General features: G+C 72.4%; 14 protein-coding genes. 10 read left to right on the top strand and 4 right to left on the bottom strand.

Going from position 1 to position 21147, the window contains the following annotated elements; all coding sequences use genetic code 11:
• Window positions 1-39 precede the first annotated feature (39 nt).
• Complete coding sequence (gene chvE, locus I8D64_RS14570; RefSeq protein ID WP_200503524.1) at window positions 40-1209, bottom strand: multiple monosaccharide ABC transporter substrate-binding protein; 1170 nt, start codon at window positions 1207-1209, stop codon at window positions 40-42.
• Between the two features lie 330 nt (window positions 1210-1539).
• On the opposite strand from chvE, the gene I8D64_RS14565 reads away from it, so the two are divergent.
• The 9 genes from I8D64_RS14565 to I8D64_RS14525 all read left to right on the top strand — a co-directional run bounded on the left by I8D64_RS14565 (window position 1540) and on the right by I8D64_RS14525 (window position 15269).
• Window positions 1540-2610, top strand: a complete 1071-nt coding sequence (locus I8D64_RS14565; protein WP_200503523.1) for a LacI family DNA-binding transcriptional regulator — start codon at window positions 1540-1542, stop codon at window positions 2608-2610.
• A gap of 111 nt (window positions 2611-2721) precedes the next feature.
• On the top strand, window positions 2722-3936 hold the full coding sequence (locus tag I8D64_RS14560; RefSeq protein WP_200503522.1) for a permease: 1215 nt from the start codon (window positions 2722-2724) through the stop codon (window positions 3934-3936).
• Window positions 3937-4029: 93 nt separating this feature from the next.
• Complete coding sequence (locus I8D64_RS14555; protein WP_200503521.1) at window positions 4030-5685, top strand: xylulokinase; 1656 nt, start codon at window positions 4030-4032, stop codon at window positions 5683-5685.
• A gap of 227 nt (window positions 5686-5912) precedes the next feature.
• Window positions 5913-6686, top strand: coding sequence for an L-ribulose-5-phosphate 4-epimerase (locus I8D64_RS14550; protein ID WP_200503520.1), 774 nt, complete (start codon window positions 5913-5915; stop codon window positions 6684-6686).
• A gap of 310 nt (window positions 6687-6996) precedes the next feature.
• On the top strand, window positions 6997-8913 hold the full coding sequence (locus I8D64_RS14545) for a BCCT family transporter (RefSeq protein ID WP_200503519.1): 1917 nt from the start codon (window positions 6997-6999) through the stop codon (window positions 8911-8913).
• A gap of 294 nt (window positions 8914-9207) precedes the next feature.
• Entirely contained in the window at window positions 9208-10716 is a 1509-nt protein-coding gene (gene araA / locus I8D64_RS14540) for an L-arabinose isomerase (RefSeq protein ID WP_200503518.1), read from the top strand.
• A gap of 21 nt (window positions 10717-10737) precedes the next feature.
• A complete protein-coding gene (locus I8D64_RS14535; protein ID WP_200503517.1) occupies window positions 10738-12030 on the top strand; it encodes a D-arabinono-1,4-lactone oxidase in 1293 nt (430 codons plus the stop codon).
• 185 nt (window positions 12031-12215) lie between these two features.
• Window positions 12216-13268 (top strand): LacI family DNA-binding transcriptional regulator, encoded by a 1053-nt coding sequence (locus I8D64_RS14530; protein WP_200503516.1) that lies wholly within the window; start codon window positions 12216-12218, stop codon window positions 13266-13268.
• A 114-nt stretch (window positions 13269-13382) separates the two neighbouring features.
• Window positions 13383-15269 carry a M48 family metallopeptidase gene (locus tag I8D64_RS14525; protein WP_200503515.1) on the top strand — a complete coding sequence of 629 codons (1887 nt, stop codon included), beginning with the start codon at window positions 13383-13385 and terminating at the stop codon, window positions 15267-15269.
• 98 nt (window positions 15270-15367) lie between these two features.
• On the opposite strand, the gene I8D64_RS14520 is transcribed toward I8D64_RS14525, so the two are convergent.
• From I8D64_RS14520 to I8D64_RS14510, 3 genes are read right to left on the bottom strand one after another with little or no spacing between them, the layout of a single operon-like run.
• The gene (locus I8D64_RS14520; protein ID WP_200503514.1) at window positions 15368-16240 is read right to left on the bottom strand and encodes a sugar phosphate isomerase/epimerase family protein; all 873 of its coding nucleotides are present in this window, start codon (window positions 16238-16240) and stop codon (window positions 15368-15370) included.
• Entirely contained in the window at window positions 16237-17526 is a 1290-nt protein-coding gene (locus I8D64_RS14515) for a DUF993 family protein (protein ID WP_200503558.1), read from the bottom strand. Before I8D64_RS14515 ends, I8D64_RS14520 begins: the two co-directional genes overlap by 4 nt.
• Window positions 17527-17531: 5 nt before the next feature.
• Entirely contained in the window at window positions 17532-18695 is a 1164-nt protein-coding gene (locus I8D64_RS14510; protein ID WP_200503513.1) for a Gfo/Idh/MocA family protein, read from the bottom strand.
• A gap of 292 nt (window positions 18696-18987) precedes the next feature.
• Between I8D64_RS14510 and I8D64_RS14505 the strand changes: the two genes are divergently transcribed.
• Window positions 18988-20976 (top strand): glycoside hydrolase family 127 protein, encoded by a 1989-nt coding sequence (locus I8D64_RS14505; protein ID WP_200503512.1) that lies wholly within the window; start codon window positions 18988-18990, stop codon window positions 20974-20976.
• The last annotated feature ends 171 nt before the right edge of the window (window positions 20977-21147 follow it).

Here is a 21147-nt window from a genome sequence, read left to right as displayed (position 1 = left end):
GCGCCCCCCCCCCCCCACGCCGATTCGTCCCGAGCACGCTCAGGCCTGGCCCTTCTCGACCTGCTCCTCCGTGTAGTAGCCGGAGTCGACGAGGATCTTCTCGTAGTTGGACTCGAGCACCATCTCGACGGGCAGCAGGTAGGAGGGGACGACCTTCGAGCCGTTGTCGTAGGTCTTGGTGTCGTTCGCCTCCGGCTCCTTGCCCTCGAGGTACGCCTTCGCGGCGACCACGGCCTGGTCGGCGAGCTTGCGGGTGTCCTTGAAGATCGTCGAGAACTGCACGCCGTCGGCGATGAGCTTGATCGAGGCGATCTCGGCGTCCTGGCCGGTGATGATCGGCAGGCCGTCCTTGATGGTGTCGCCGCGGCCGTCGTTCTGCAGGGCGTTGATGATGCCGCGCGAGAGCGGGTCGGCCGGGGCGAGGACGCCGTCGAGCTTCTTGTCGCCCTTGTAGTGGGTGGTCAGCAGGTTCTCCATGCGCTTCTGCGCGGTCTCCTGCTCCCAGCGCTGGATGGCGCACTGGTCGATGTCGGTCTGCTTCGAGGGCACCTCGAGCACGCCGTCGTCCATGTACGGCTGCAGGGTGTCGATCGCGCCCTTCCAGAACAGGTGGGCGTTGTTGTCGTCGAGCGAGCCGGCGAACAGCTCGATGTTCAGCGGACCCTTCGGGGCGTCGGAGGCCTTCTTGAACTTCTCGTCGAGCAGACCGAGACCGAAGAGCAGGGAGTTCGCCTGGGTGACGCCCACCTTGTAGTTGTCGAAGGTGACGTAGAAGTCGACGTTCTCGCTGTTGGTGAGGAGGCGGTCGTAGGAGATCACGGGGATCCCGGCGGCCTTCGCGGCGTCGAGCTGGCTGGTCAGGGCCGAGCCGTCGATCGAGGCGATGATCAGGGCGGCGACGCCCTGGGTGACCATCTGGTCGATCTGCTGGGACTGGGTGGGGATGTCGTCGTCGGCGTACTGGAGGGTGACCTTGTAGCCCTCCTTCTCGAGGGACTTCTTGATGTTCGCGCCGTCCTGGACCCAGCGCTCGTAGGTCTGGGTGGGCATGGCCACGCCGATGGTCTGGTCCTTGGGGTCGGCCTCGGTGTCGGGGCCCGAGGATCCGGCGCCGCCGCCGGAGCATGCCGCGAGGGCGGCGATCGCGCCGAGCGAGCCGGCGCCGGCGAGGAACGTGCGCCTGCTGGGCACGGGATGGCTGCTGGTCATGGTGTCTCCTCTTCGAAACGGTGCCTGCGTCCGGGACTCGCGCATGCTGCGCGGGTGCCTGGGATGGGGCGGCGGGCGGATGGGCCGGCAGCGGTGCCGGCGGCATCGGATCCATGCGCTGTGGCGTGGAGCACCATGGATGATAACGTTCACATCCGCTGCGGGCGCAACCATTTGCGCGGCCCACGAGGTCACGGAATCGCAACGTTCACATCGGCGTGGGCGACGGGGATGCCGGAGGTCGTGCCGCCGTATCCTTCGAAAGGCCCCACGCACTCCGCCCACGCACGCCCCGCGCACCTCTTTCCCGCCGACATCCACGGAGCTCCCATGCCGACGACCTCGCGCCGACCCTCGATGCTCGATGTCGCGGCGCGCGCCGGGGTCTCGTACCAGACGGTCTCCCGGGTGCTCAACGAGCCGTCGATCGTGCGCCCGGAGACCCGCGACCGCGTGCTCGAGGCGATCGTGGAGCTCGGGTACGCGCGCAACCGCGCGGCCCGGGCGCTGAAGACCACCCGCTCGGCCCTGGTCGGCGTGCTGTCGGACGGCTCCTCGCTGTTCGGCCCCGCGGAGACCACCGCGGCGATCGAGCGGGCCGCGCGCGAGGCCGGCTACTCGACCCTTCTCGCGACCGTCGCCCCTGGCGAGCCGCACGCGCAGGTCGCCTCGGACCTCGTCGGCTCCGGGGTCGACGGGATCATCGTGGTCGCCGGGCACGACGGCATGACGCCCGTGGCCGAGGCCGCGGCCCGCACCACGCCCGTGCTCTCAGTGTCCTCGGGACCTTTGGATGCGACGGGCGTGGAGGTCGTCGGCGTGGACCAGGCGAGCGGCGCCCGCGCGGTCATCACGCACCTGGCCGGCCAGGGCATGCGCCGGATCGTGCACGTCCCGGGCCCCGTCGACTGGTTCGACGCGCGCGCCCGGCGCCGCGGCACCGAGGAGACGCTCATTCGGATCGGGGCCGACGGCGAGTGCACCGACCCCGGCGACTGGTCGGCGCGCTCGGGATACCGGATCGGCACCAAACTTGCCGCGCGAGCGCTCCCGGACGCCATCTTCGCCGCGAACGACCTGATGGCGATCGGGATCCTGCGCGCCCTGCGCGAGCGCGGCATCGAGGTGCCCCGAGACGTCGCCCTGGTCGGCTTCGACGACATCGAGGGCGCCACCTACACCACGCCCTCGCTCACCTCCGTCGCCCAGCCCTTCGCGCAGCTCGGCCGGGCAGCGATGCACCGGCTGCTCTCGCGGCTCGAGGACGGGGCAGGCGCAGCGGACGTGCCAGGCGGTCCGGACGGAGTCGACGGGACGGACGGAGCGGACGGGCCCGACGGACCCCCCACCGCGCTCGCGCCGGAGCTCGTCGTCCGGGAATCGAGCCTCCGGCCCCTCTGACGCGGAGGGGCTCGTCGTCCGATCCTTGCCCCGTGGCACGACGGTCCCGGCCGCGCGAACGGCTCGCACGAGAACCCACGTGAGCGCCGTGCAGCACTAGGCTTCGTGCCCGTGACCACGCATCCCGCCTCCCCTGCCCCGCCCTCTCCCGGCGCGCCCAGCGAGCCGTCGCCCGCGCGCGGTTCCGCCGGTCGCTACGTCGGCCCGGTCCTGCTGGTGCTCGCGATCGCGGCGCTCGGGCTGCTGTGGGCGAAGTGGTACCCGTACACGCTGAAGACGATCGGGCTCGCAGAGAGCGGCACCTGGGACGGGTCGGTGCTCTCGGACGCGGCGGTCGACGCGCCGACGTGGTGGCGCGGCGGCTGGGACTTCCTGGTCACCTACACGCTGGCGATCTGGAAGGCGCTGCTGGTCGCGCTCGTCATCTCCGCGGCGGTCCAGGCCTTCCTTGGTCCCGAGAGGCTCGCGCGGCTGATCTCCGGCGGGCACGCGCGATCCGGCGCCGCCGCGGCCTCGGGATGGACCGACGACCGGGGCGCCACCCGCGCCGCCCTCGCGGGCCTTCCGGCGATGATGTGCACGTGCTGCACCGCCCCGGTGGTCGTCGGCCTGCGGCGCGCGGGGGTCCCGGTCCGCGCGGCGACGGCGTTCTGGCTGTCCAACCCGGTGCTGAACCCCGCTGTCATCGTGTTCCTCGCGATCATCGGTCCGTGGCAGTGGGCTGCGACGCGCGTGGTCGTCGGCATCGCGCTCGTGGCCGTCGCGGTGGTCGTCGCCGGGAGGCTCGCGGGGCGCGGGGCGCAGATCGGTTCGCCCTCGGGCCCCGCAGGCGTCGGCGGTGAGCGGGTCGCGGTCGCCGCGACTCCCGTCGTCCCTCGGACGGCGGAGCCCGGGACGGCCTCGGCAGGAGGGATCGCGTCGCACTCCTCCGCCTCCGCTCCCCTGCGGTTCCTGCGCGAGCTGGGACGCCTCGCGGTGCGGCTCGTCCCCGAGTACCTCGGGATCGTGTTCGTGGTCGGCGTGCTGCTGCACCTGGGCGGATGGCGGCTGGAGGCGATCGACTGGTCCGTCGCGGCGGTGCTGGTCTTCGCCCTGATCGCCGTGCTCATGGTGATCCCGACGGCCGGCGAGATCCCGGTGCTCCTCGCCCTTGCGGCGCTCGGCGCCGACCCGTGGGCCGAGGGCGTCGCGCTGATCTGCCTGAGCGCCGTCAGCCTCCCCTCGCTGGTCATGGTGGGGCGGGCGCTGACCTGGCGGGCCTCGGCCGGGATCGCGGGCGTGGTGCTCGCGGCGGGGCTCGCGGCGGGCGCCCTGCTGGCGCTCTGAGCGGCCGTGCCGCCGTCCCCGGGGAGGCCGGATCCTCCCGTCGCGTCCGATGTGCACGTTGCCGACCCCGGGTGGGCCTGATCGAATAGGGCCATGACCCACGACGATGTGACCGCTCCCCGCCCCGATGCCGCCGACCTCATCTCCCGGGGGCGCGCGCACCTGGGGATCGAGCTGGGCTCGACCCGGATCAAGGCGGCCCTCGTCGACGACGCGGGGGCCGTGCTCGCGACCGGCTCCTTCGCCTGGGAGAACACGCTCGCCGACGACAGCTGGACCTACCCGATGGACGAGGTCTGGGAGGGTCTCGCCGCGTGCTTCGCGGACCTCGCCGACGCCGTGCGCACGCGCTTCGACTCGCCGCTCACCCGCCTGGCGTCCCTGGGCGTCTCCGCGATGATGCACGGCTACATCGCCCTGGACGCGGACGGCGAGCTGCTCGCCCCGTTCCGCACCTGGCGCAACACCTATACGTCCGACGCCGCGTCCCTGCTCTCGGAGACCTTCGGCCAGAACATCCCGCTGCGCTGGTCCGTCTCCCATCTCCTGCACGCCGTGCTCGGCGGCGAGGAGCACGTGGGGAGGATCGCCGCGATCACCACGCTCTCCGGCCTCGTCCACCGCCGCCTCACCGGGCGCTCCGTGCTGGGCGTGGGCGATGCCAGCGGGATGTTCCCGATCTCCTCCGCGAGCGGCGCGCCGGACTACGACCGGGAGCTCCTCGAGCGCTTCGCCGCGCTCGACGCCGTCGGCGACGTCCCCTGGGACCTCGCCGACCTGCTCCCGGAGGTGCTCGTGGCCGGGCAGGACGCCGGGACGCTCACCGAGGAGGGTGCGCGGCTGCTCGATCCGTCGGGCGCCCTCGAGGCGGGCGTCCTCACCGCCCCGCCCGAGGGGGACGCCGGCACGGGGATGGTCGCGACGCAGGCGATCGCCCCGCGCACGGGCAACGTGAGCGCCGGGACCAGCGCGTTCGCGATGGTCGTGCTCGAGCGTCCGCTCGCGACGCCCCGCGAGGAGATCGACATGGTCACGACGCCCTCGGGTGATCCGGTCGCGATGATCCACACGAACAACTGCACGGGCGATCTCGACCAGTGGCTCGGCGTCTTCGCGCAGTTCGCGCAGCTCCTCGGGCAGGACGTGGACACCGAGGACCTGTACGCACGCCTCTTCGAAGCGGGCGCCGCGGGCGATGCGGACGCGGGCGGCGTGCTGTCCTTCAACTACCTCTCGGGAGAGCACCAGACGGGCGTCGACTCCGGCCGGCCGCTGCTTTTGCGCACCCAGCAGGCGAGCTTCACGCTCGAGAACCTCATGCGCGCCCAGCTGCACGGCGCCTTCGGCGCGCTGGCCGTGGGCATGGAGGTGCTCCTCGAGGAGGAGAAGGTGGGGCTCGACGTCATGTACGCCCACGGCGGCATCTTCCGCACGAAGGGCGTGGCCCAGCAGGTCCTCGCCGACGCCCTGCGCACACCGGTCGCCCTCGGCGCGTCGGCCGGCGAGGGCGGCGCCTGGGGCATGGCGCTGCTCGCCGCGCACACGGCGCAGCTCGCGGAGGGGAAGACCGCATCGGACGGGGCGACCACCGAGGCGCTCCGGCGCTTCCTGGCCGACGAGGTCTTCGCCTCCCAGGAGGTCACGACACTCGAGCCGACCGACGAGGGCGCGCAGGGCTACACCGACTGGCTGCGCGGCTACCGCGCGGCGCTGCCCGTGGAGCGCCTCGCCGGGGAGTCGATCGACTGAGGCCGACGGGGCGCCGTATGCGGCCTGGCGCCGAGCCGCCCCACGGCCCCGACTCTCCCCTTTCCGGCCGGTCTGCGGACCTTTCAGCGAACGGAACGGTCCGCAGGCCCGCCCAGAACCAGTGAGTCGGCGAGCACGCATTCCGGCGACGGCCTTGCACGCGCTGCCGTCAGAACCGTAATGTGAACGTTGCCATGATGCGGCGGCGATACCTTCGAAGGAGTCCCATGACCCTCGCCCTCACCGAGCTCCCCGAGGCCGTCCAGGAGGCCGTCGCGCGGACCCGCGAGCGCGTCGCCGCACTGCACGCCGAACTCCCGCGCAACGGCCTCGTCGTCTGGACCGCCGGGAACGTGTCCGAGCGCGTGCCTCGCCCATCGGCCGACGCATCGCCCGCGAGCACGCCGTCGGCCGATCCCGCCGAGACCCCAGAGCTGTTCGTCATCAAGCCCTCCGGCGTCTCGTACGACGACCTCTCGCCCGAGAACATGGTCGTGTGCACGCTCGACGGGGAGAAGATCGCCGACGGCACCCACGAGGCGCTCTCCCCCTCCTCCGACACCGCCGCGCACGCCTACGTGTACCGCCACATGGATCACGTGGGCGGGGTCGTGCACACCCACTCGACCTACGCGACCGCCTGGGCGGCGCGCGGCGAGGAGATCCCCTGCGTGCTCACGATGATGGCCGACGAGTTCGGGGGCCCGATCCCCGTCGGCCCGCTCGCGGTGATCGGCGATGACTCGATAGGCCGCGGCATCGTCGAGACCCTTCGAGGATCGCGCTCCCGCGCCGTGCTGATGCGGAACCACGGCCCCTTCACCATCGGGCGCGACGCCCGCGACGCGGTGAAGGCCGCAGTCATGTGCGAGGAGGTCGCGCGCACCGTGCACGTCTCCCGCCAGCTGGGACAGGAGCTGGAGATCCCGGAGAACCTGGTCGACTCCCTGTTCGAGCGCTATCAGAACGTCTACGGGCAGGGAGACGACCCTCGCGCGTGATCCCCGTTCGCCCCGGAGCTCGCGCCCGACTCCGCGCTGGGCGCCTCGAGGCGCGGACGTCGCCACAGGCTGACGTCATATGTCTCACCCCGCATGAGCCGTGACGCGTCCGCTCGACTGTGAAACCATCGAGGATGGATGCCCGTTGAACCACCCCTCGCCGGTGCGCGGCGACAGGCGCGGCGCGAGGGCGCCCGGTGATGCGGGCACGCCCTCCCTGCCGCGACCCGCCTCCTCCTCGGGGCTCGGCCCACACCGACTCCGCTCCCGCGCGGCCGGCAGTCTCGTCCCCTAAAGGAAGGATCCGCGCATGAGTTCCCCAGGCAGCACCGCTCCGCCCGAGGGGGAGACCCCCCAGGGTGCGAGCCCGCCCCACTCCTCGACCCCGGTCGCGTGGCCCGAGGAGCTCCCCACCACCGTCCACCTCCCCCGGTCCCTGCAGATCGCCGACGAGGACAACGACGACGAGATCACCCAGAAGCTGCGCCGCCAGGGCGCGCGCATCGGACGGGGGACCGTCGCCCCGGCGGTCTTCATCCCCGCGCTCGTGATCATCCTCGGCGCCGCGCTGTTCACCGTGTTCTTCCCCGGTGCCTCGAGCACCGTCTTCCAGGGCGCACAGGGCTGGGTCGTGGCGAACCTCGGCTGGTTCTACATGGTCTCGATCGGCGTCTTCGTGGTCTTCGCGATCGTTCTCGCACTGTCCCCGTACGGCGCGATCCGACTGGGCCGTGACGACGACCGTCCCGAGTTCGGGCTGATCTCCTGGTTCGCGATGCTCTTCGCGGCCGGCATGGGAATCGGCCTGGTGTTCTACGGCGTCGCTGAGCCGCTCGGCTTCACGACGAATAACGTCAAGCCCGGCTGGACCGGCGACGGGGCGGAACTCTCGGGGCTCGCTATGGCCCAGACCTTCATCCACTGGGGCCTGCACCCGTGGGCGGCCTACGCCGTGATCGGGCTGGCGATCGCCTACGCGATCCACCGCCGGGGCCGCCCGGTCTCCATCCGCTGGGCGCTCGAGCCGATCTTCGGCGAGCGCGTCAAGGGATGGATCGGCGACGTCATCGACGTCCTCGCCATCGTCGGCACCGTGTTCGGCATCGCCACCTCGCTGGGCCTGGGCGTCCAGCAGATCACCGCCGGCCTGATCGCCATCGGCCTGGTCGGCCAGGCGACGAACTGGTTCATGATCGTGCTCATCGTGTGCATCACGTTCCTGGCCACCCTCTCGGTGGTCAGCGGCGTCGGCGTGGGCATCAAGTGGCTCTCGAACGCGAACCTCTCGCTGGCGGGCCTGCTGATGATCGCAGCGCTGCTGTTCGGGCCCACCGTCTTCATCTTCCAGAACTTCGTGGAGTCGCTCGGCATCTACCTGGCGAACTTCTTCAACATGACGCTCGACGTGGGCGCCTACCAGCGCTCGGAGAAGGCGCAGACCTGGTTCGCCGGCAACACCCTGTTCTACTGGGGCTGGTGGATCGCCTGGTCGCCGTTCGTGGGCGTGTTCATCGCCCGCATCTCCCGCGGCCGCACCGTGCGCCAGTTCATCGCCGGCGTCCTGCTCGTGCCCTCGCTGGTGGGCATGATCTGGTTCGCCGTCTGGGGCGGCAACGGCCTCTTCCGCCAGTGGTTCGGCGCCGGCGACCTCGGCGACATCACCGCGGAGGAGTCGATGTTCCGCATCTTCGACGGCTTCCCCGCCACGGGCCTGCTGTCCGTGCTGGGCATCATCCTGGTGGCGATCTTCTTCATCACCTCCTCGGACTCCGGATCGCTCGTGGTCGACATGCTCGCCTCGGGCGGCCACCCGAATCCGCCGATCTGGTCCCGCGTGGTCTGGGCGGTCCTCGAGGGCTTCCTGGCGATCGCCCTGCTGCTCTCCGGCGGCCTCGAGTCGCTGCAGGCGGGCTCCCTGGTCACAGCACTGCCGTTCTGCATCATCCTGCTGCTGATGTGCGTCGCACTCGTCAAGGCCCTGGGCCTGGACCACGCGGTGCTGCGCCAGCACGAGCAGATGCAGCGCCTGGAGCGCGTCACCCAGCACATCTCCTCCGAGTTCACCTCGACGCTCCCGGAGAACGAGAGATTCGAGAGCTACGTCGACGATCGCATCGACTACCGGCTCAGCCGCACGCGCGGCGCCTTCTCAGGGCGCGGTAGGACCGAGAAGGGCGCTCCCGGCGGAGGCACGGGCTCGGGCTCTGCGCCCACCACCTCGGAGTGACCGTCTGCTGAGCCTCCTCGCCACCGACCCCGGCCCTCGGCGAGGAGTCAGGGTGCCGCCCTGACGGCGCAGACGCAGGGGGGCCGACCCGGAAGGGTCGGCCTCCCGTGCTGTGTGCTCATCCCCGCCCCCATGCCCGATACCCGGCGGCGCCGCGTCCCGGCGCCGGGACCCGGCCGTACCGCTGCTCGAGGAGTGATTGACTCCCACGATGTCAACGTTCACACTTGACTCTCCGGAGAACGCCGCCGTGACGCCGGGGCGCTCGAGCACATCCCGCTGACAGGAGACCCCGTGGACAACCCCTTCGCAGCACGCGAGATCTGGTTCCTCACCGGCAGCCAGGGCCTGTACGGCCCGGAGACCCTCGACCAGGTCGCCGAGCAGTCCCGCGTCATCGCCGAGACCCTCGACGCCGCGAGCGACGTGCCCGTGAAGATCGTCTGGAAGCCCGTGCTCACCAGCCGCGACGCGATCCGCGAGACCGCTCTCGCAGCGAACTCCGACCCGGCGTGCGTGGGCGTCATCGCCTGGATGCACACCTTCTCCCCCGCGAAGATGTGGATCCTGGGTCTCGACGCCCTGCAGACCCCGCTGCTGCATCTGCACACGCAGGCGAACGAGAAGCTGCCCTGGTCGAGCATCGACATGGACTTCATGAACCTCAACCAGGCCGCCCACGGCGACCGCGAGTTCGGGTACATCGCCTCGCGGCTCGGCGTCGAGCGCAAGACCGTCGTCGGCCACGCCTCGCATGCGGACGTCCAGCAGCGCATCGGCCGCTGGGCGCGCGCGGCGACGGGCTGGGCGGAGCTGCACTCGCTGCGCCTCGCCCGCTTCGGCGACAACATGCGCGACGTCGCCGTCACCGAGGGCGACAAGACCGAGGCCGAGCTGCGCCTGGGCGTCTCGGTGAACACGTGGGGCGTGAACGACCTCGTCGAGGTCGTCGACGGCATCGAGGAGTCCGCGATCGACGAGCTCGTCGCGGTCTACGACGCCGAGTACGACGTCGTCCCCGAGCTGCAGCAGGGCGGCGGGCGCCGCGAGTCCCTGCGCTACGGCGCGCGGCTCGAGCTGGGACTGCGCTCCTTCCTCGAGGAGGGCGGCTTCGGCGCCTTCACCACCAACTTCGAGGACCTCGGCGGGCTGCGTCAGCTGCCCGGCCTGCCCGTGCAGCGCCTCATGGCCGATGGCTTCGGCTTCGGCGCCGAGGGCGACTGGAAGACCGCGATCCTGGTGCGCGTCGCGAACGTCATGGGCTTCGGCCTCCCCGGCGGCGCCTCGCTCATGGAGGACTACGCCTACGAGCTCACGCCCGGCGAGCAGAAGATCCTCGGCGCCCACATGCTCGAGGTCTCCCCGTCGCTGACCACCGCACGGCCCCGCCTCGAGATCCACCCGCTGGGCATCGGCGACCGCGAGGACCCGGTGCGCCTGACCTTCACGGCCGACCCCGGCCCCGGCCTCGTGATCGCCATGAGCGACATGCGCGAGCGCTTCCGCCTGGTCGCCAACACGGTGCAGATCGTCGAGCCCGACGAGCCCCTGCCGAACCTGCCCGTGGCCTGCGCGGTGTGGGAGCCCGCGCCGAGCCTCGCGACGTCGGCCGAGTGCTGGCTGACCGCCGGCGCCGCCCACCACACGGTGATGACCACGGCGACCGACCTCGAGATCTGGGAGGACCTCGCGGAGATCTCCGGGCTCGAGCTCGCCGTCATCGACGAGTCGACCACCGTGCGCTCCTTCGCGCAGGAGCTGCGCGTGAACCAGGTCTTCCACCGCCTCGCGCAGGGGTTCTGAGGCATGGGGGCGAGCTCCCGGATGCGTGGATCCACCGGTGAAGCGGCGAATGGCTCCCGCCCGGGCCTCAGCTGGTCGGGGACGGTCGACTACGGGCCGGGCCCGCTGCACCGGCCGACGTCCCTCGACGCGCTGCGCGCCCTCGTCGGCCGCTCCGACCGGACGCGGGCGCTCGGCACCCGGCACTCGTTCTCGCAGGTCGCGGCGTCCGACGCGGATCTGGTGACGCTCGAGGCGATGCCCGGCGGCATCGACATCGACACGGAGCACCGCACCGTGCGCGTCGGCGCAGGGGTCCGCTACGGGGAGCTCGTGCTCGCCCTCTGGGAGCAGGGCCTCGCGCTGCCCAGCATGGGCTCCCTGCCGCACATCTCGGTGGGCGGTGCGAGCGCGACCGGCACCCACGGCTCCGGTGACCGCCAGCGCTCCCTCGCCTCCTCGGTGCGGGCGATCGAGCTGGTCACCGCGGACGGCGACCTCGTCGGCTTCTCCCGCGAGGCCGACGCGGAGGTGTTCGACGGGATGGTGCTCGCCCTGGGCGCCCTGGGGATCGTCACCCGCCTCGAGCTCGACCTGGTGCCCGCCTTCCGGATGCGCCAGGCCGTCTACCTGGACCTGCCGCCCGAGCAGATGAGCGACGAGGGCCTGGGCGCCGTGCTCGCGAGCGCGTACAGCGTGAGCATGTTCCACCACTGGGACGGGACGGCCGCGCAGGTGTGGGTGAAGCAGGAGGCAGACGGCACCCCGGACCCGATGCCGGATGCCTGGCACGGCGCGCGGCGAGCCCCGGGGCCCGTCCACCCGGCCCCGGACATGCCGCCCACGTTCTGCACCGACCAGAGCGGGGAGCCCGGCCCGGCGTTCGAGGTCCTCCCCCACTTCCGGATGGAGTTCACGCCCAGCAGCGGCGCGGAGATCCAGTCCGAGTACTTCGTGCCGCGCGAGCACGTGGGCGAGGCCGTCGCCGCCGTGAGCGAGACGGTCGAGCGGATCCGCCCGCTGCTGATCGTCTCGGAGATCCGCTCCACCGCGGCCGACGGCCTCTGGCTGAGCCCCGCCCACGGGCGCGCGAGCGCATGCATCCACTTCACCTGGCAGAGCAGGCCCGACGAGGTCCGTGCGGTGCTGCCCGAGGTCGAGGCCGCCCTCGCACCGTTCTCGCCGCGCCCCCACTGGGGGAAGGTGTTCACGCTCGACGCGGACGCCGTGCGCGCCCAGTACCCGCGGCTCGCGGACTTCCAGGCACTGCGGGATCGACTGGACCCGCGGCGGGTGTTCCGGAACGAGTACGTGGACGGGCTGCTGGGGGCGTGAGCGCGCGGGCAGGCCGGTGAGCTGCCCGACGCGTCGGTGAACCGACGGGCCGCGGGGACCCGGCGGGCTCAGGACCTGCGCGGCAGCTCGCGCACGTATCCTTCCCAGCAACCATCCGTGCGGCGGCGCCCCCGTCTTGGGCCGCCGTCCCGCGGCGGCCCCGCACCCGACCCGCAGGAGACCGCATGCCCGCCGTCCGGCTCACCGACGTCGCGCGAGACGCCGGCGTCTCGCTCGCCACCGCCTCGCCGGGCCGCTCCGGCTCGGACAGGGTGCCCGGCAAGGACGTCGCCGAGCGCGTGCAGCGTTCGGCGGCGAAGCTCGGGTACGTGACGAACGCGCAGGCCCAGGCGCTCGCCCGCTCCCGCTCCGGGCTCATCGGCCTCGTCGTCCACGACATCTCCGACCCGTACTTCGGGGAGATCGCCCGGCAGATCCAGATGCGGGTCTTCGCCTCGGGCACGCAGGTGCTGCTCACCCAGACCGACCGCGACGCGGAGACCGAGTCGCGCGCGATCCGGGCGCTGATCGCCCAGCGCGTGGACGCCCTGGTGATCGTCGGCTCCTCCTCGTACGGCGCCAGCTCCGACGAGACCCTGACGGCGATGCTCGAGGGATTCGCCCGCAACGGCGGACTGGTGGTCGGGATCGGCCAGTCACCGGGCGTGGGCCGGACGATCGACGTCGGGGACGCCGACGGCGCCCGGGCGCTCGCGACCGCGCTGGTCGTGGAGGGACATCGTCGCTTCGCCGTCGTCGGCGCGCACGGCCCCGTGCCCGCGGCCGCGCACCGGACCGGCGGCTTCCTCGCAGGCCTCGCGGAGGCGGGCCTCGAAGCGGAGCTGAGCGTCGAGGCGACCCTCGACCGCCAGGGCGGGCACGAGCTCGCCCGGCGCGTCGCCGAGCACCTGCAGAAGGGTCCGGCCAGGGACTCAGCGGCTCCGCTGTGCGTGTTCGCCCCGGCCGACGTCATGGCGCTCGGGGCCATCGGCGAGCTGCGCCGCCAGGGACTGCGGGTCCCGCAGGACGTGGCCGTCGCCGGGTTCGGCGGGGTCCCCGCCGGCCTCGACGCGAGCCCCACCCTGAGCACCCTGGCCCTCCCCCTCGAGCAGATCGCCGACACCGCCGTGGGCTGGGTGCTCGGGGAGGCCGGCGAGGCCCCGGAGGCGGAGCAGGCCGCCTGGACGGCGCCCGGGGAGATCGCGCTGCGGGAGAGCACGGCGACCACGTCGCGCTAGGTCGCGGCGGATGGCCTCCGCGCGGGCGTGCACGACGCACGGAATCCGGAAAGGCGTCCCGCGCCCGCCCCTGCGGGCCTACCCTGACTCCGCACCTCAGGAGGCCCCGCACCCATGTCCTATCTCCGCGCACTCCCCGCGCTGCTCATGCTGATCCTCTATCCGGTCCTCGTGATCGCGCTGGTGGTGAGCGTGGTGGCACTTCTCGTCCTCACGATCGTCGAGCTCCATTCCGGCCGCGCGATCATCTTCGCCGTGATCGTCCTGCTCGGCCTCCTCGGGGGCATCGGGTATGCGATCAAGGAGCTGGTGACCCGCCCGAAGCCGAGCATCGAGGGCCCTTCCCTGGATCGCGCGCAGGCCCCTGCCCTGTGGGCGCAGGTCGACGAGCTCGCCGCCGCCGTCGGCACCCCCACCGTCGACAGGATCCACGTGCTCCCCGAGGCCAACGCTGCGGTGACCCGGATCGGCGGCGAGCGGATCATGGTGATCGGGCTGCCCGTCCTGGGTGCGATGAGCGTGGGCCAGCTCCGCTCGATCCTCGCGCACGAGCTGGGGCACTACGCGGGCGGCCGGTATGCGCTGGGTTCCTTCCTGCTGCGTGCCCAGGATGCCCTGATCACCATCGCGCGCAACTCCTCGGGCCTGTGGGGGCTGCTGTTCCGCGGTTACGCGCGCCTGTACATCTGGGCGGCGCGGCTGAGCTCGAGGGAGATGGAGCGGGCGGCCGACGGCTTCTCGCTGCGGCTGGCCGGGTCCGACGCCATGGCCTCCGCCTTCGAGCGCCTCGTCGAGACCGAACTCGCCTGGGGCTCTTACTGGAAGAACTTCGTCAGCCCGTCCTTCGCCGTCACCGGGGCTCGCGCACCGCTGGTCGAGGGACTGCAGCAGATGCTCGTCGAGGAGCGCTCGACGATCGAGCCCATCGCGCGCCAGGTCATCGCCGAGCAGAAGCCGAGCTGGCAGGACAGCCACCCGCTGCTGCGCGAGCGGATCCAGCGCGCACGCACGCACCCGTCGCCCCCGGCGCAGCATGGGGACGCACCCGCCCTCAGCCTGCTGCCCCGGGACATCGACCCGATCGAGCGGACCGTGCTCTCCGACCCCGGTCGGGAGCTCTGGTCCTGGGACCGGATGTTCCAGCACACGCAGGCGGCCAGCGATCACCGGGCCGCGTCCGAGCTCGCCCATGACCTGGTCGCGGCGGGCGTCGTCCCCGCCCCGACTCCACGGGCGATCCTCGAGACGCAGATCCAGGTGCCCGTCGGCGCACGCATGCTCGCCGTGCCCCAGCAGCGCACGTTCGACCCCGAGACCATCCGACCCGAGCAGATCCAGCAGATGGTGTGCTCCACGATCCTCCGCGACCGGATGCTCGCCGCCGGCGCCCTGCACATGCAGGTCGACTTCCGATCCGAGGCGACCTTCACGGACCGGAGCGGGGTCGTCGACGTCCCCCAGCTCATCGGCGACGGCGGACCCGAGGCCACGCGCCGCGTCCTCGCCGAGCTCGAGCGCCGCGGCGCCGACCTCGACACCCCGTACGAGGCGCCGACACCGGCCGACGCGGAGGCGATCCCCGAGGACACCCTGCTGGCCGCTCTCACCAACGGCTCCGGCACGGGCATGATGCCGCGCGACCTGTGGGTCCTCCCCCAGGGCCTGCTCATCGTGCGCAGCCGCATCAACGGCTTCGCGATGCTCGCGGGCGGCAGCCGCGAGGACCGCCAGGCCGAGCGCCTCACCCGCCGCCTCGAGCAGAAGGGCCTGCAGGCCCTGCGCGCGGAGAAGGGGTCGATCTGGATCCCGGCCGAGAGCATCGAGGAGGTCAACGTGCGCGGCGGCGGCGTGCGGATCCGCGTCTCCGGGCGCGACAAGGAGCTGAAGGTCAAGCCCGCCCAGTACTCCGCCACGCTCGGCGACATCGGCGAGGCGCTGCAGCACGTGTGCCCCGGCAGGCTGACCACCGGACGCGGGCGCACCCCCGTCGGCGGTGCCTGACCCCGGCCGGTCAGCCGGGTCGGACTCCCGCGTCAGGCACTCGCATCAGCCGGCCCGGGCCGGTCACCCGCGTCGGGCAGTCGCCTCACGCACCCCCGTCAGGCGCTGGGCAGGACCAGCTGCTCGAAGCGCTCGCGGATGGTGCGCACGGCATCGGCGACGGGCGTCACCCAGACGTCCTCGTGGAAGATCTCGACCTCGATCGGCCCGCTGTAGCCGGTCTCCGCGATCATGCGGGTGATCGCGGGGAAGTCGATGAAGCCGTCGCCCATGTACCCGCGGGAGTTCAGGGTCTCGGCGGCCAGCGGCAGGATCCAGTCGCACACCTGGTAGCCCAGCAGGCGTCCGCTCGCGCCCGCGCGGGCGATCGATGCGGCCAGGTCCGGGTCCCACCACACGTGGTAGGTGTCCACGATGGCGCCGACGGCGTCGCTGCCCACACGCTCTGCGATGTCGAGGGCCTGGGCGGTGGTGGAGACGACGCCGCGGTCGGCCGCGAAGATCGGGTGCATGGGCTCGATCGCGAGGCGCACCCCGGCCTGCTCGGCGTGCGGGGCGAGCTGTGCGATGTTCTCCGCGACCCGCTCCCGGGCGGCCGCGAGGTCCTTGTCCTCATGGCTCAGGCCGCCGACGACCAGCACGAGCACGTCGGTGCCGAGCCCCACCGCCTCGTCGATCGCGCGGCGGTTGTCCGCGAGCGCCGCGCGACGGTCGGCAGGGTCGGCGGCCGTGAAGAATCCGCCGCGGCACAGGCTCGTGACCTGCAGTCCGGCGTCGTCGACCCGACGCCGCAGCTCGGTCAGCCCCGTGGTCTCGACGTCCTGGCGCCACAGGCCGATCCCTCCGACGCCGCCGTCGACGCATGCCGCGAGCACCTCGTCGATGGGGGTGGTGCGCACGCTCCAGCGGTTCAGGGAGAGACGCGGGACGGGTGCGGGGCGCGCTGCGGGCGCGGGGCGAGGGACGCTCATGCGAGGACCTCCTGGGGGTCGAAGCCGTGCAGGCGGAGCATCGCGTGCCAGCGCTCTGCGCCCAGGGCCGGGTCCTCGAGGTTCCCGGTGGCCGCGGCGAGCTCGACGATGCGCGAGAGGTGCGGGAGGCTGCGCGCGCTGTGCAGTCCGCCGACCATCTGGAAGGCGCGCTGGTGCCCGTTGAGCCAGGACAGGAACGCGACGCCCGCCTTGTAGTGGTAGGTGGGGGCGGCGAACACCTGCCGGGCAAGACGCTCGGCGTCGTCGAGGATCGCGCGGGCACGGGCGCCATCGCCCGCGTCCAGCGCCTGGATCGCGGCCGACGCGGCCGGGGCGGTCGCGGCGAAGGCGCCGAGCAGCGCGTGGGAAAAGCCCCCGTCGGCCGCGGTGCTCCGCTCCTCCGAGCCGGCCTCGTCCTGGTCACCCACGATGAGGTGGGAGAAGTGGAAGTCGTCGCCGGTGAGCATGAGGACGCCCGCGGGCAGGCGGTCGCGCACGGCGACCTCCGCGGCGTCGTCGAGCAGGCTCATCTTCACGCCGCGGATCCGCGTGGGGTCGGCGGCGATGATGCGCAGCAGGGTGTCGGCGGCCTCGGCGGTGTCGGACGATCCGAAGTACCCCTCGAGCTGCGGATCGAAAGCGGTGCCGAGCCAGTGCAGCACCACGGGACGACGGGCGTGCTCGAGGACGCGGGCGTAGACCTCCTCGAAATCGGCGGCCGAGCGCGCGGCGCGGGCCAGGTGACGGCTCGCCATCAGCACGGCACCGGCACCGGACTCCTCGGTCGCCGCGAGCTGCTCGCGGTAGGCGTCCACGATCTCGTCGAGCGAGAGCTCCGCCTCCTCCCGGTGGTCGGTCGAGACCCCGGCGACGACGAGGTCGCCGACCTGGGCGTCCCGACCGAACAGCGGGGCGATCGCGGGGTCGGAGAGCGCCTCGCGGGCGGCTTCGGCGCTGCGGGTGATGAGCTCCCGGGTCGCCGCGGGGTCCAGCCCCATGTTCCGCTGCGCGGTGTCCATGGCGTCGGCGACGCCGAGGCCCCAGGACCAGATCGTGCGGCGGAAGCCGAGGGTCGCCTCCCAGTCGATCACCGCAGGGGCACCCGGGGTGTTGTCGGCGTGAGCGAGCGGGACCACGTGCGAGGCCGCGTAGACCACGCGCGAGCGCAGCGGGGAGGCGGGACGGGTGAAAGCAGCCGACGGGGGCAGCGGCACCGTCATGAGCCGGCCGTCCTCGCCGAGCAGGGCGAGGCGCTGCGCGGTCTGCTCCGGGTTCTTCTCCACCATGGTCCTCACGCCTCCGTGAGCGGCTCGAGGGCGATGCGCCGGCCCTGCGCGGAGCTCTCGAGGCCCGCCTCCGCCAGGCGCACGCCGCGGGCGCCGGCGAGCAGGTCGTAGGGGTAGTCGCGACCCTCGGCCCAGTGGGCGAGGAAGTCCTCCCACTGCGCCTTGAAGCCGTTGTCGAAGCCGTCGGGCCCGGCGTTGTCGGGGATCTCGTGCCAGTCGGCGCGGTAGTCGTGCGCGTCGGGCACGTCGGGGTTCCAGGTGGGGCGCGGGGTCGCCGCGCGCGGCTGGATCTTCGCTCCCCAGAGGCCGACGACGGCGCTGCCGAGCGTCCCGTCGACCTGGAACTGCACGAGCTCGTCGCGGTCCACGCGCACGTCCCAGCTCGAGTTCATCTGCACGATCGTCCCGCCCTCGAGGCGGAAGACGCCGTAGGCGGAGTCGTCGGCCGTGGCCTCGTAGCGCTCGCCCTTCTCGTCCCAGCGCTCCGGGATGTGCGTCGCGACCTGCGCATACACGTCCTCGATGCGGCCGAAGAGGTTCTCGATGACGTAGTTCCAGTGGGGGAACATGTCCGCGACGATGCCGCCGCCGTCCTCGGCGCGGTAGTTCCAGGAGGGACGCTGCGGGCTCTGCCCGTCGCCCTCGAACACCCAGTAGCCGAACTCGCCGCGCACCGAGAGGATGCGTCCGAAGAAGCCCGCCTCGATGAGGCGGCGCAGCTTGAGCAGGCCGGGCAGGTAGAGCTTGTCGTGGACGACGCCGCTGACCACACCCGCGGCCTTCGCCTCCCGGGCGAGAGCCAGGGCGTCGTCGAGGGATTCGGCCGTGGGCTTCTCCGTATAGATCGCCTTGCCGGCGGCGATCGCCGTGCGGATGTTCGCGACCCGCAGGTTCGTGACCAGGGCGTCGAAGTAGATCTCGAAGCGGTCATCGGCGAGCGCGGCGTCGAGGTCGGTGGTCCACTCGGTCAGGCCGTGGCGCTCGGCGATCGCGCGCAGCTTCTCCTCGTTGCGGCCGACGAGGAGGAGGTCGGGCACGAGTCGGGTGCCGTCGGCGAGCTCGACGCCGCCCTGCTCGCGGATCGCCAGCAGGGAGCGCACGAGGTGCTGGCGGTAGCCCATGCGTCCGCTCGCGCCGTTGACGATGATGCCGATGCGTCGCTCTGTCATGGAGGTCTCCTGGTGTCCGGCGGCGGTGCCGGGTCGGGTGCGTCGGGGCGGCGACCGTCGAGGCATCGCGAGCGCGATGCGGGTAACCGCTTTCCCGCATCGTAGACCATGGGCTGGGCGGGGTGTCGAGGATGAGGGTGCTGCGGGCGGCACCGGGTGGGCGTCGGCCGACAGTCCTCGGTGCGCCGCAGCCCCACTCTCCGCTCTGCGACCGCACCGTGACGAGAGCGCACGTTCCTCGTACCGTGACGGACGGCAACCGTTTTCCCGCCCCGCTCGAAGGAGAGCACGCATGCCGCAGCCGCCCACATCCGCTGGTCCCGCCCTCGCCGCTCCCGTGCGCCCCACCCCGTCGGCCCGCGTCCGTCTGCACCCCCTCGCCCCGGGCGCCGCCCGCATCGATGGCGGGTTCTGGGGCCTGCGTCAGGAGCGCAACCGGCGCGACGCCCTGCGCGCGGGGCACGAGCAGCTCGAGGCCTCCGGCACGCTGCAGAACTTCCGGATCGCCGCCGGGACCGCCGAGGGCGAGGCCCGCGGCATGATCTTCCAGGACTCGGACGTCTTTAAGTGGCTCGAGGCCGTGGCCTTCGAGCTGGGGCGCGAGGACGACGCCGAGCTGCGGCGCCTCATGGAGGACGTCACCGCGACCGTCGCCGCGGCGCAGCAGGAGGACGGGTACCTGAACAGCGTCCACCAGCTGCGCCACTCCCGCGAGGAGCGGTATACGAACCTCGCCTGGAACCACGAGCTGTACTGCTACGGCCACCTCATGCAGGCCGCCGTCGCCCAGTCCCGGAGCGCCGGCGATGACGCGCTGCTGCAGGTGGCGCTGCGGATCCTGGACCACCTCATCCGGGTGTTCGGCCCCGGCGGGAACGTCGGCGTCCCGGGTCATCCCGAGATCGAGATGGCCCTGGTCGAGCTGCATCGCGAGACCGGCCGAGCCGACGCCCTGGACCTCGCGCGCACCTTCCTCGAGCGTCGCGGGCACGCCACGACCTCGAAGGATCCGGGCCCGGGCTACTTCTCGGACCGTGTGCCGGTGCGGGAGGCGACGACGGTCGAGGGGCACGCGGTGCGCGCGCTCTATCTCGCCGCCGGGGCGACGGACCTCGCGATCGAGGACGACGACGCCGAGCTCCTCGCCCACGAGCAGCGCCTGTTCGCGACAACGCTCGCCACCAAGACCTACGTGACCGGCGGGATGGGATCGCGCTGGGACTGGGAGGCCTTCGGCGACCCCTTCGAGCTGGGCACCGACCGCGGGTACGCGGAGACCTGCGCGGGCATCGCGGCGGTCCAATGGGCCTGGCGGCTGCTGCTCGCCACGGGCGACGAGTCCTTCGCCGATGCGATCGACCGCCTGCTGCACAACGCCGTCCTGCCCGGCGTCTCCCTCGCGGGAACCGAGTTCTTCTACGTGAACTCGCTGCAGCTGCGCGAGGGCGCGATCGCCGACGAGGGCCGCTCGATCGCGCACGGGCGGCGCGGCTGGTTCGACTGCGCCTGCTGCCCGCCGAACGTCATGCGCACCCTGGCGAGCCTCGACCAGTACGTCGCGACGTCCGACGAGTCCGGGCTGCAGCTGCACCTGTATGCGAGCGGCCGGTACGGCACACAGGTGGACGGTGAGGACTTCGCGATCGAGGTCGCGACCGACTACCCGCACGACGGCACGGTGCGGATCCGTGTCCTCGCGGCGCCGAGCAGCGAGGTCGAGCTGACGCTGCGCGTGCCGGCATGGGCCGACGGGGCGCGGCTCGAGGACCCGTCGGGGGCCGATGACCGGGACGCCTCGACGCCGCTCTCCCCCGGTGCCCATACCGTGCGGCGCGTCTTCGCCACCGGTGAGGAGCTGGTGCTGGAGCTGCCGATGAGCGCCCGCTTCGTCGCCGCGCCGCACCGGGTGGACGCCTCGCGAGGCGCGGTCGCCCTGGAGCGCGGCCCGCTCGTCTACGCGCTCGAGCAGGCGGACCAGGAGGGCGAGCGCACCGTCGACGACGCGCTCGTCGACCCCTCCGCGCCCGTGCGCGAGCAGCCGATCGACGCCCTCGACGGGGTGGTCGCGCTCGACGTGACGGGCTGGGCCTATCCCCCGCCGCCCACCGTGAGCGGCGAGGACAACGTGCCCGCGGTGACGGACGCGTGGCCGTATCGCGCCTGGTCGGGGGCGACCTCCGATCCGACCCCGCACACCTGGCGAGCGATCCCCTACTACGCGTGGGCGAACCGGGAGATCGGGCCGATGTGCGTGTGGATGCCGCTGAGGGAGCGATCGTGAGGTCACGGAGCGCGCCGCACCCCACGAGCACCGACCGATAGCCGCCCTCCCCCCCTCATGGCGCCCCACGCCCAGCCCGTGCGCGGCGAGAAGTACGAAACGGTTGCCAAGAGCGGTCTTGGCAACCGTTTCGTACTTCTCACGGTCCGGCGGGGCGGTGGACCGCGCTTT

Source organism: Brachybacterium halotolerans, from assembly GCF_016623465.1.
GTDB lineage: Bacteria > Actinomycetota > Actinomycetes > Actinomycetales > Dermabacteraceae > Brachybacterium > Brachybacterium halotolerans.
Note: the sequence above shows the minus strand (reverse complement) of the source record. Positions and strands in the feature narration are given on the sequence as shown.

Excerpts from the sequence above, each read along its gene's own strand:
- chvE (WP_200503524.1), bottom strand. The coding sequence starts at position 1,209 with ATGACCAGCAGCCATCCCGTGCCCAGCAGGCGCACGTTCCTCGCCGGC.
- I8D64_RS14565 (WP_200503523.1), top strand. The coding sequence starts at position 1,540 with ATGCCGACGACCTCGCGCCGACCCTCGATGCTCGATGTCGCGGCGCGC.
- I8D64_RS14555 (WP_200503521.1), top strand. The coding sequence starts at position 4,030 with ATGACCCACGACGATGTGACCGCTCCCCGCCCCGATGCCGCCGACCTC.
- I8D64_RS14550 (WP_200503520.1), top strand. The coding sequence starts at position 5,913 with ATGACCCTCGCCCTCACCGAGCTCCCCGAGGCCGTCCAGGAGGCCGTC.
- I8D64_RS14545 (WP_200503519.1), top strand. The coding sequence starts at position 6,997 with ATGAGTTCCCCAGGCAGCACCGCTCCGCCCGAGGGGGAGACCCCCCAG.
- I8D64_RS14535 (WP_200503517.1), top strand. The coding sequence starts at position 10,738 with ATGCGTGGATCCACCGGTGAAGCGGCGAATGGCTCCCGCCCGGGCCTC.
- I8D64_RS14530 (WP_200503516.1), top strand. The coding sequence starts at position 12,216 with ATGCCCGCCGTCCGGCTCACCGACGTCGCGCGAGACGCCGGCGTCTCG.
- I8D64_RS14525 (WP_200503515.1), top strand. The coding sequence starts at position 13,383 with ATGTCCTATCTCCGCGCACTCCCCGCGCTGCTCATGCTGATCCTCTAT.
- I8D64_RS14520 (WP_200503514.1), bottom strand. The coding sequence starts at position 16,240 with ATGAGCGTCCCTCGCCCCGCGCCCGCAGCGCGCCCCGCACCCGTCCCG.
- I8D64_RS14515 (WP_200503558.1), bottom strand. The coding sequence starts at position 17,526 with ATGGTGGAGAAGAACCCGGAGCAGACCGCGCAGCGCCTCGCCCTGCTC.
- I8D64_RS14510 (WP_200503513.1), bottom strand. The coding sequence starts at position 18,695 with ATGACAGAGCGACGCATCGGCATCATCGTCAACGGCGCGAGCGGACGC.
- I8D64_RS14505 (WP_200503512.1), top strand. The coding sequence starts at position 18,988 with ATGCCGCAGCCGCCCACATCCGCTGGTCCCGCCCTCGCCGCTCCCGTG.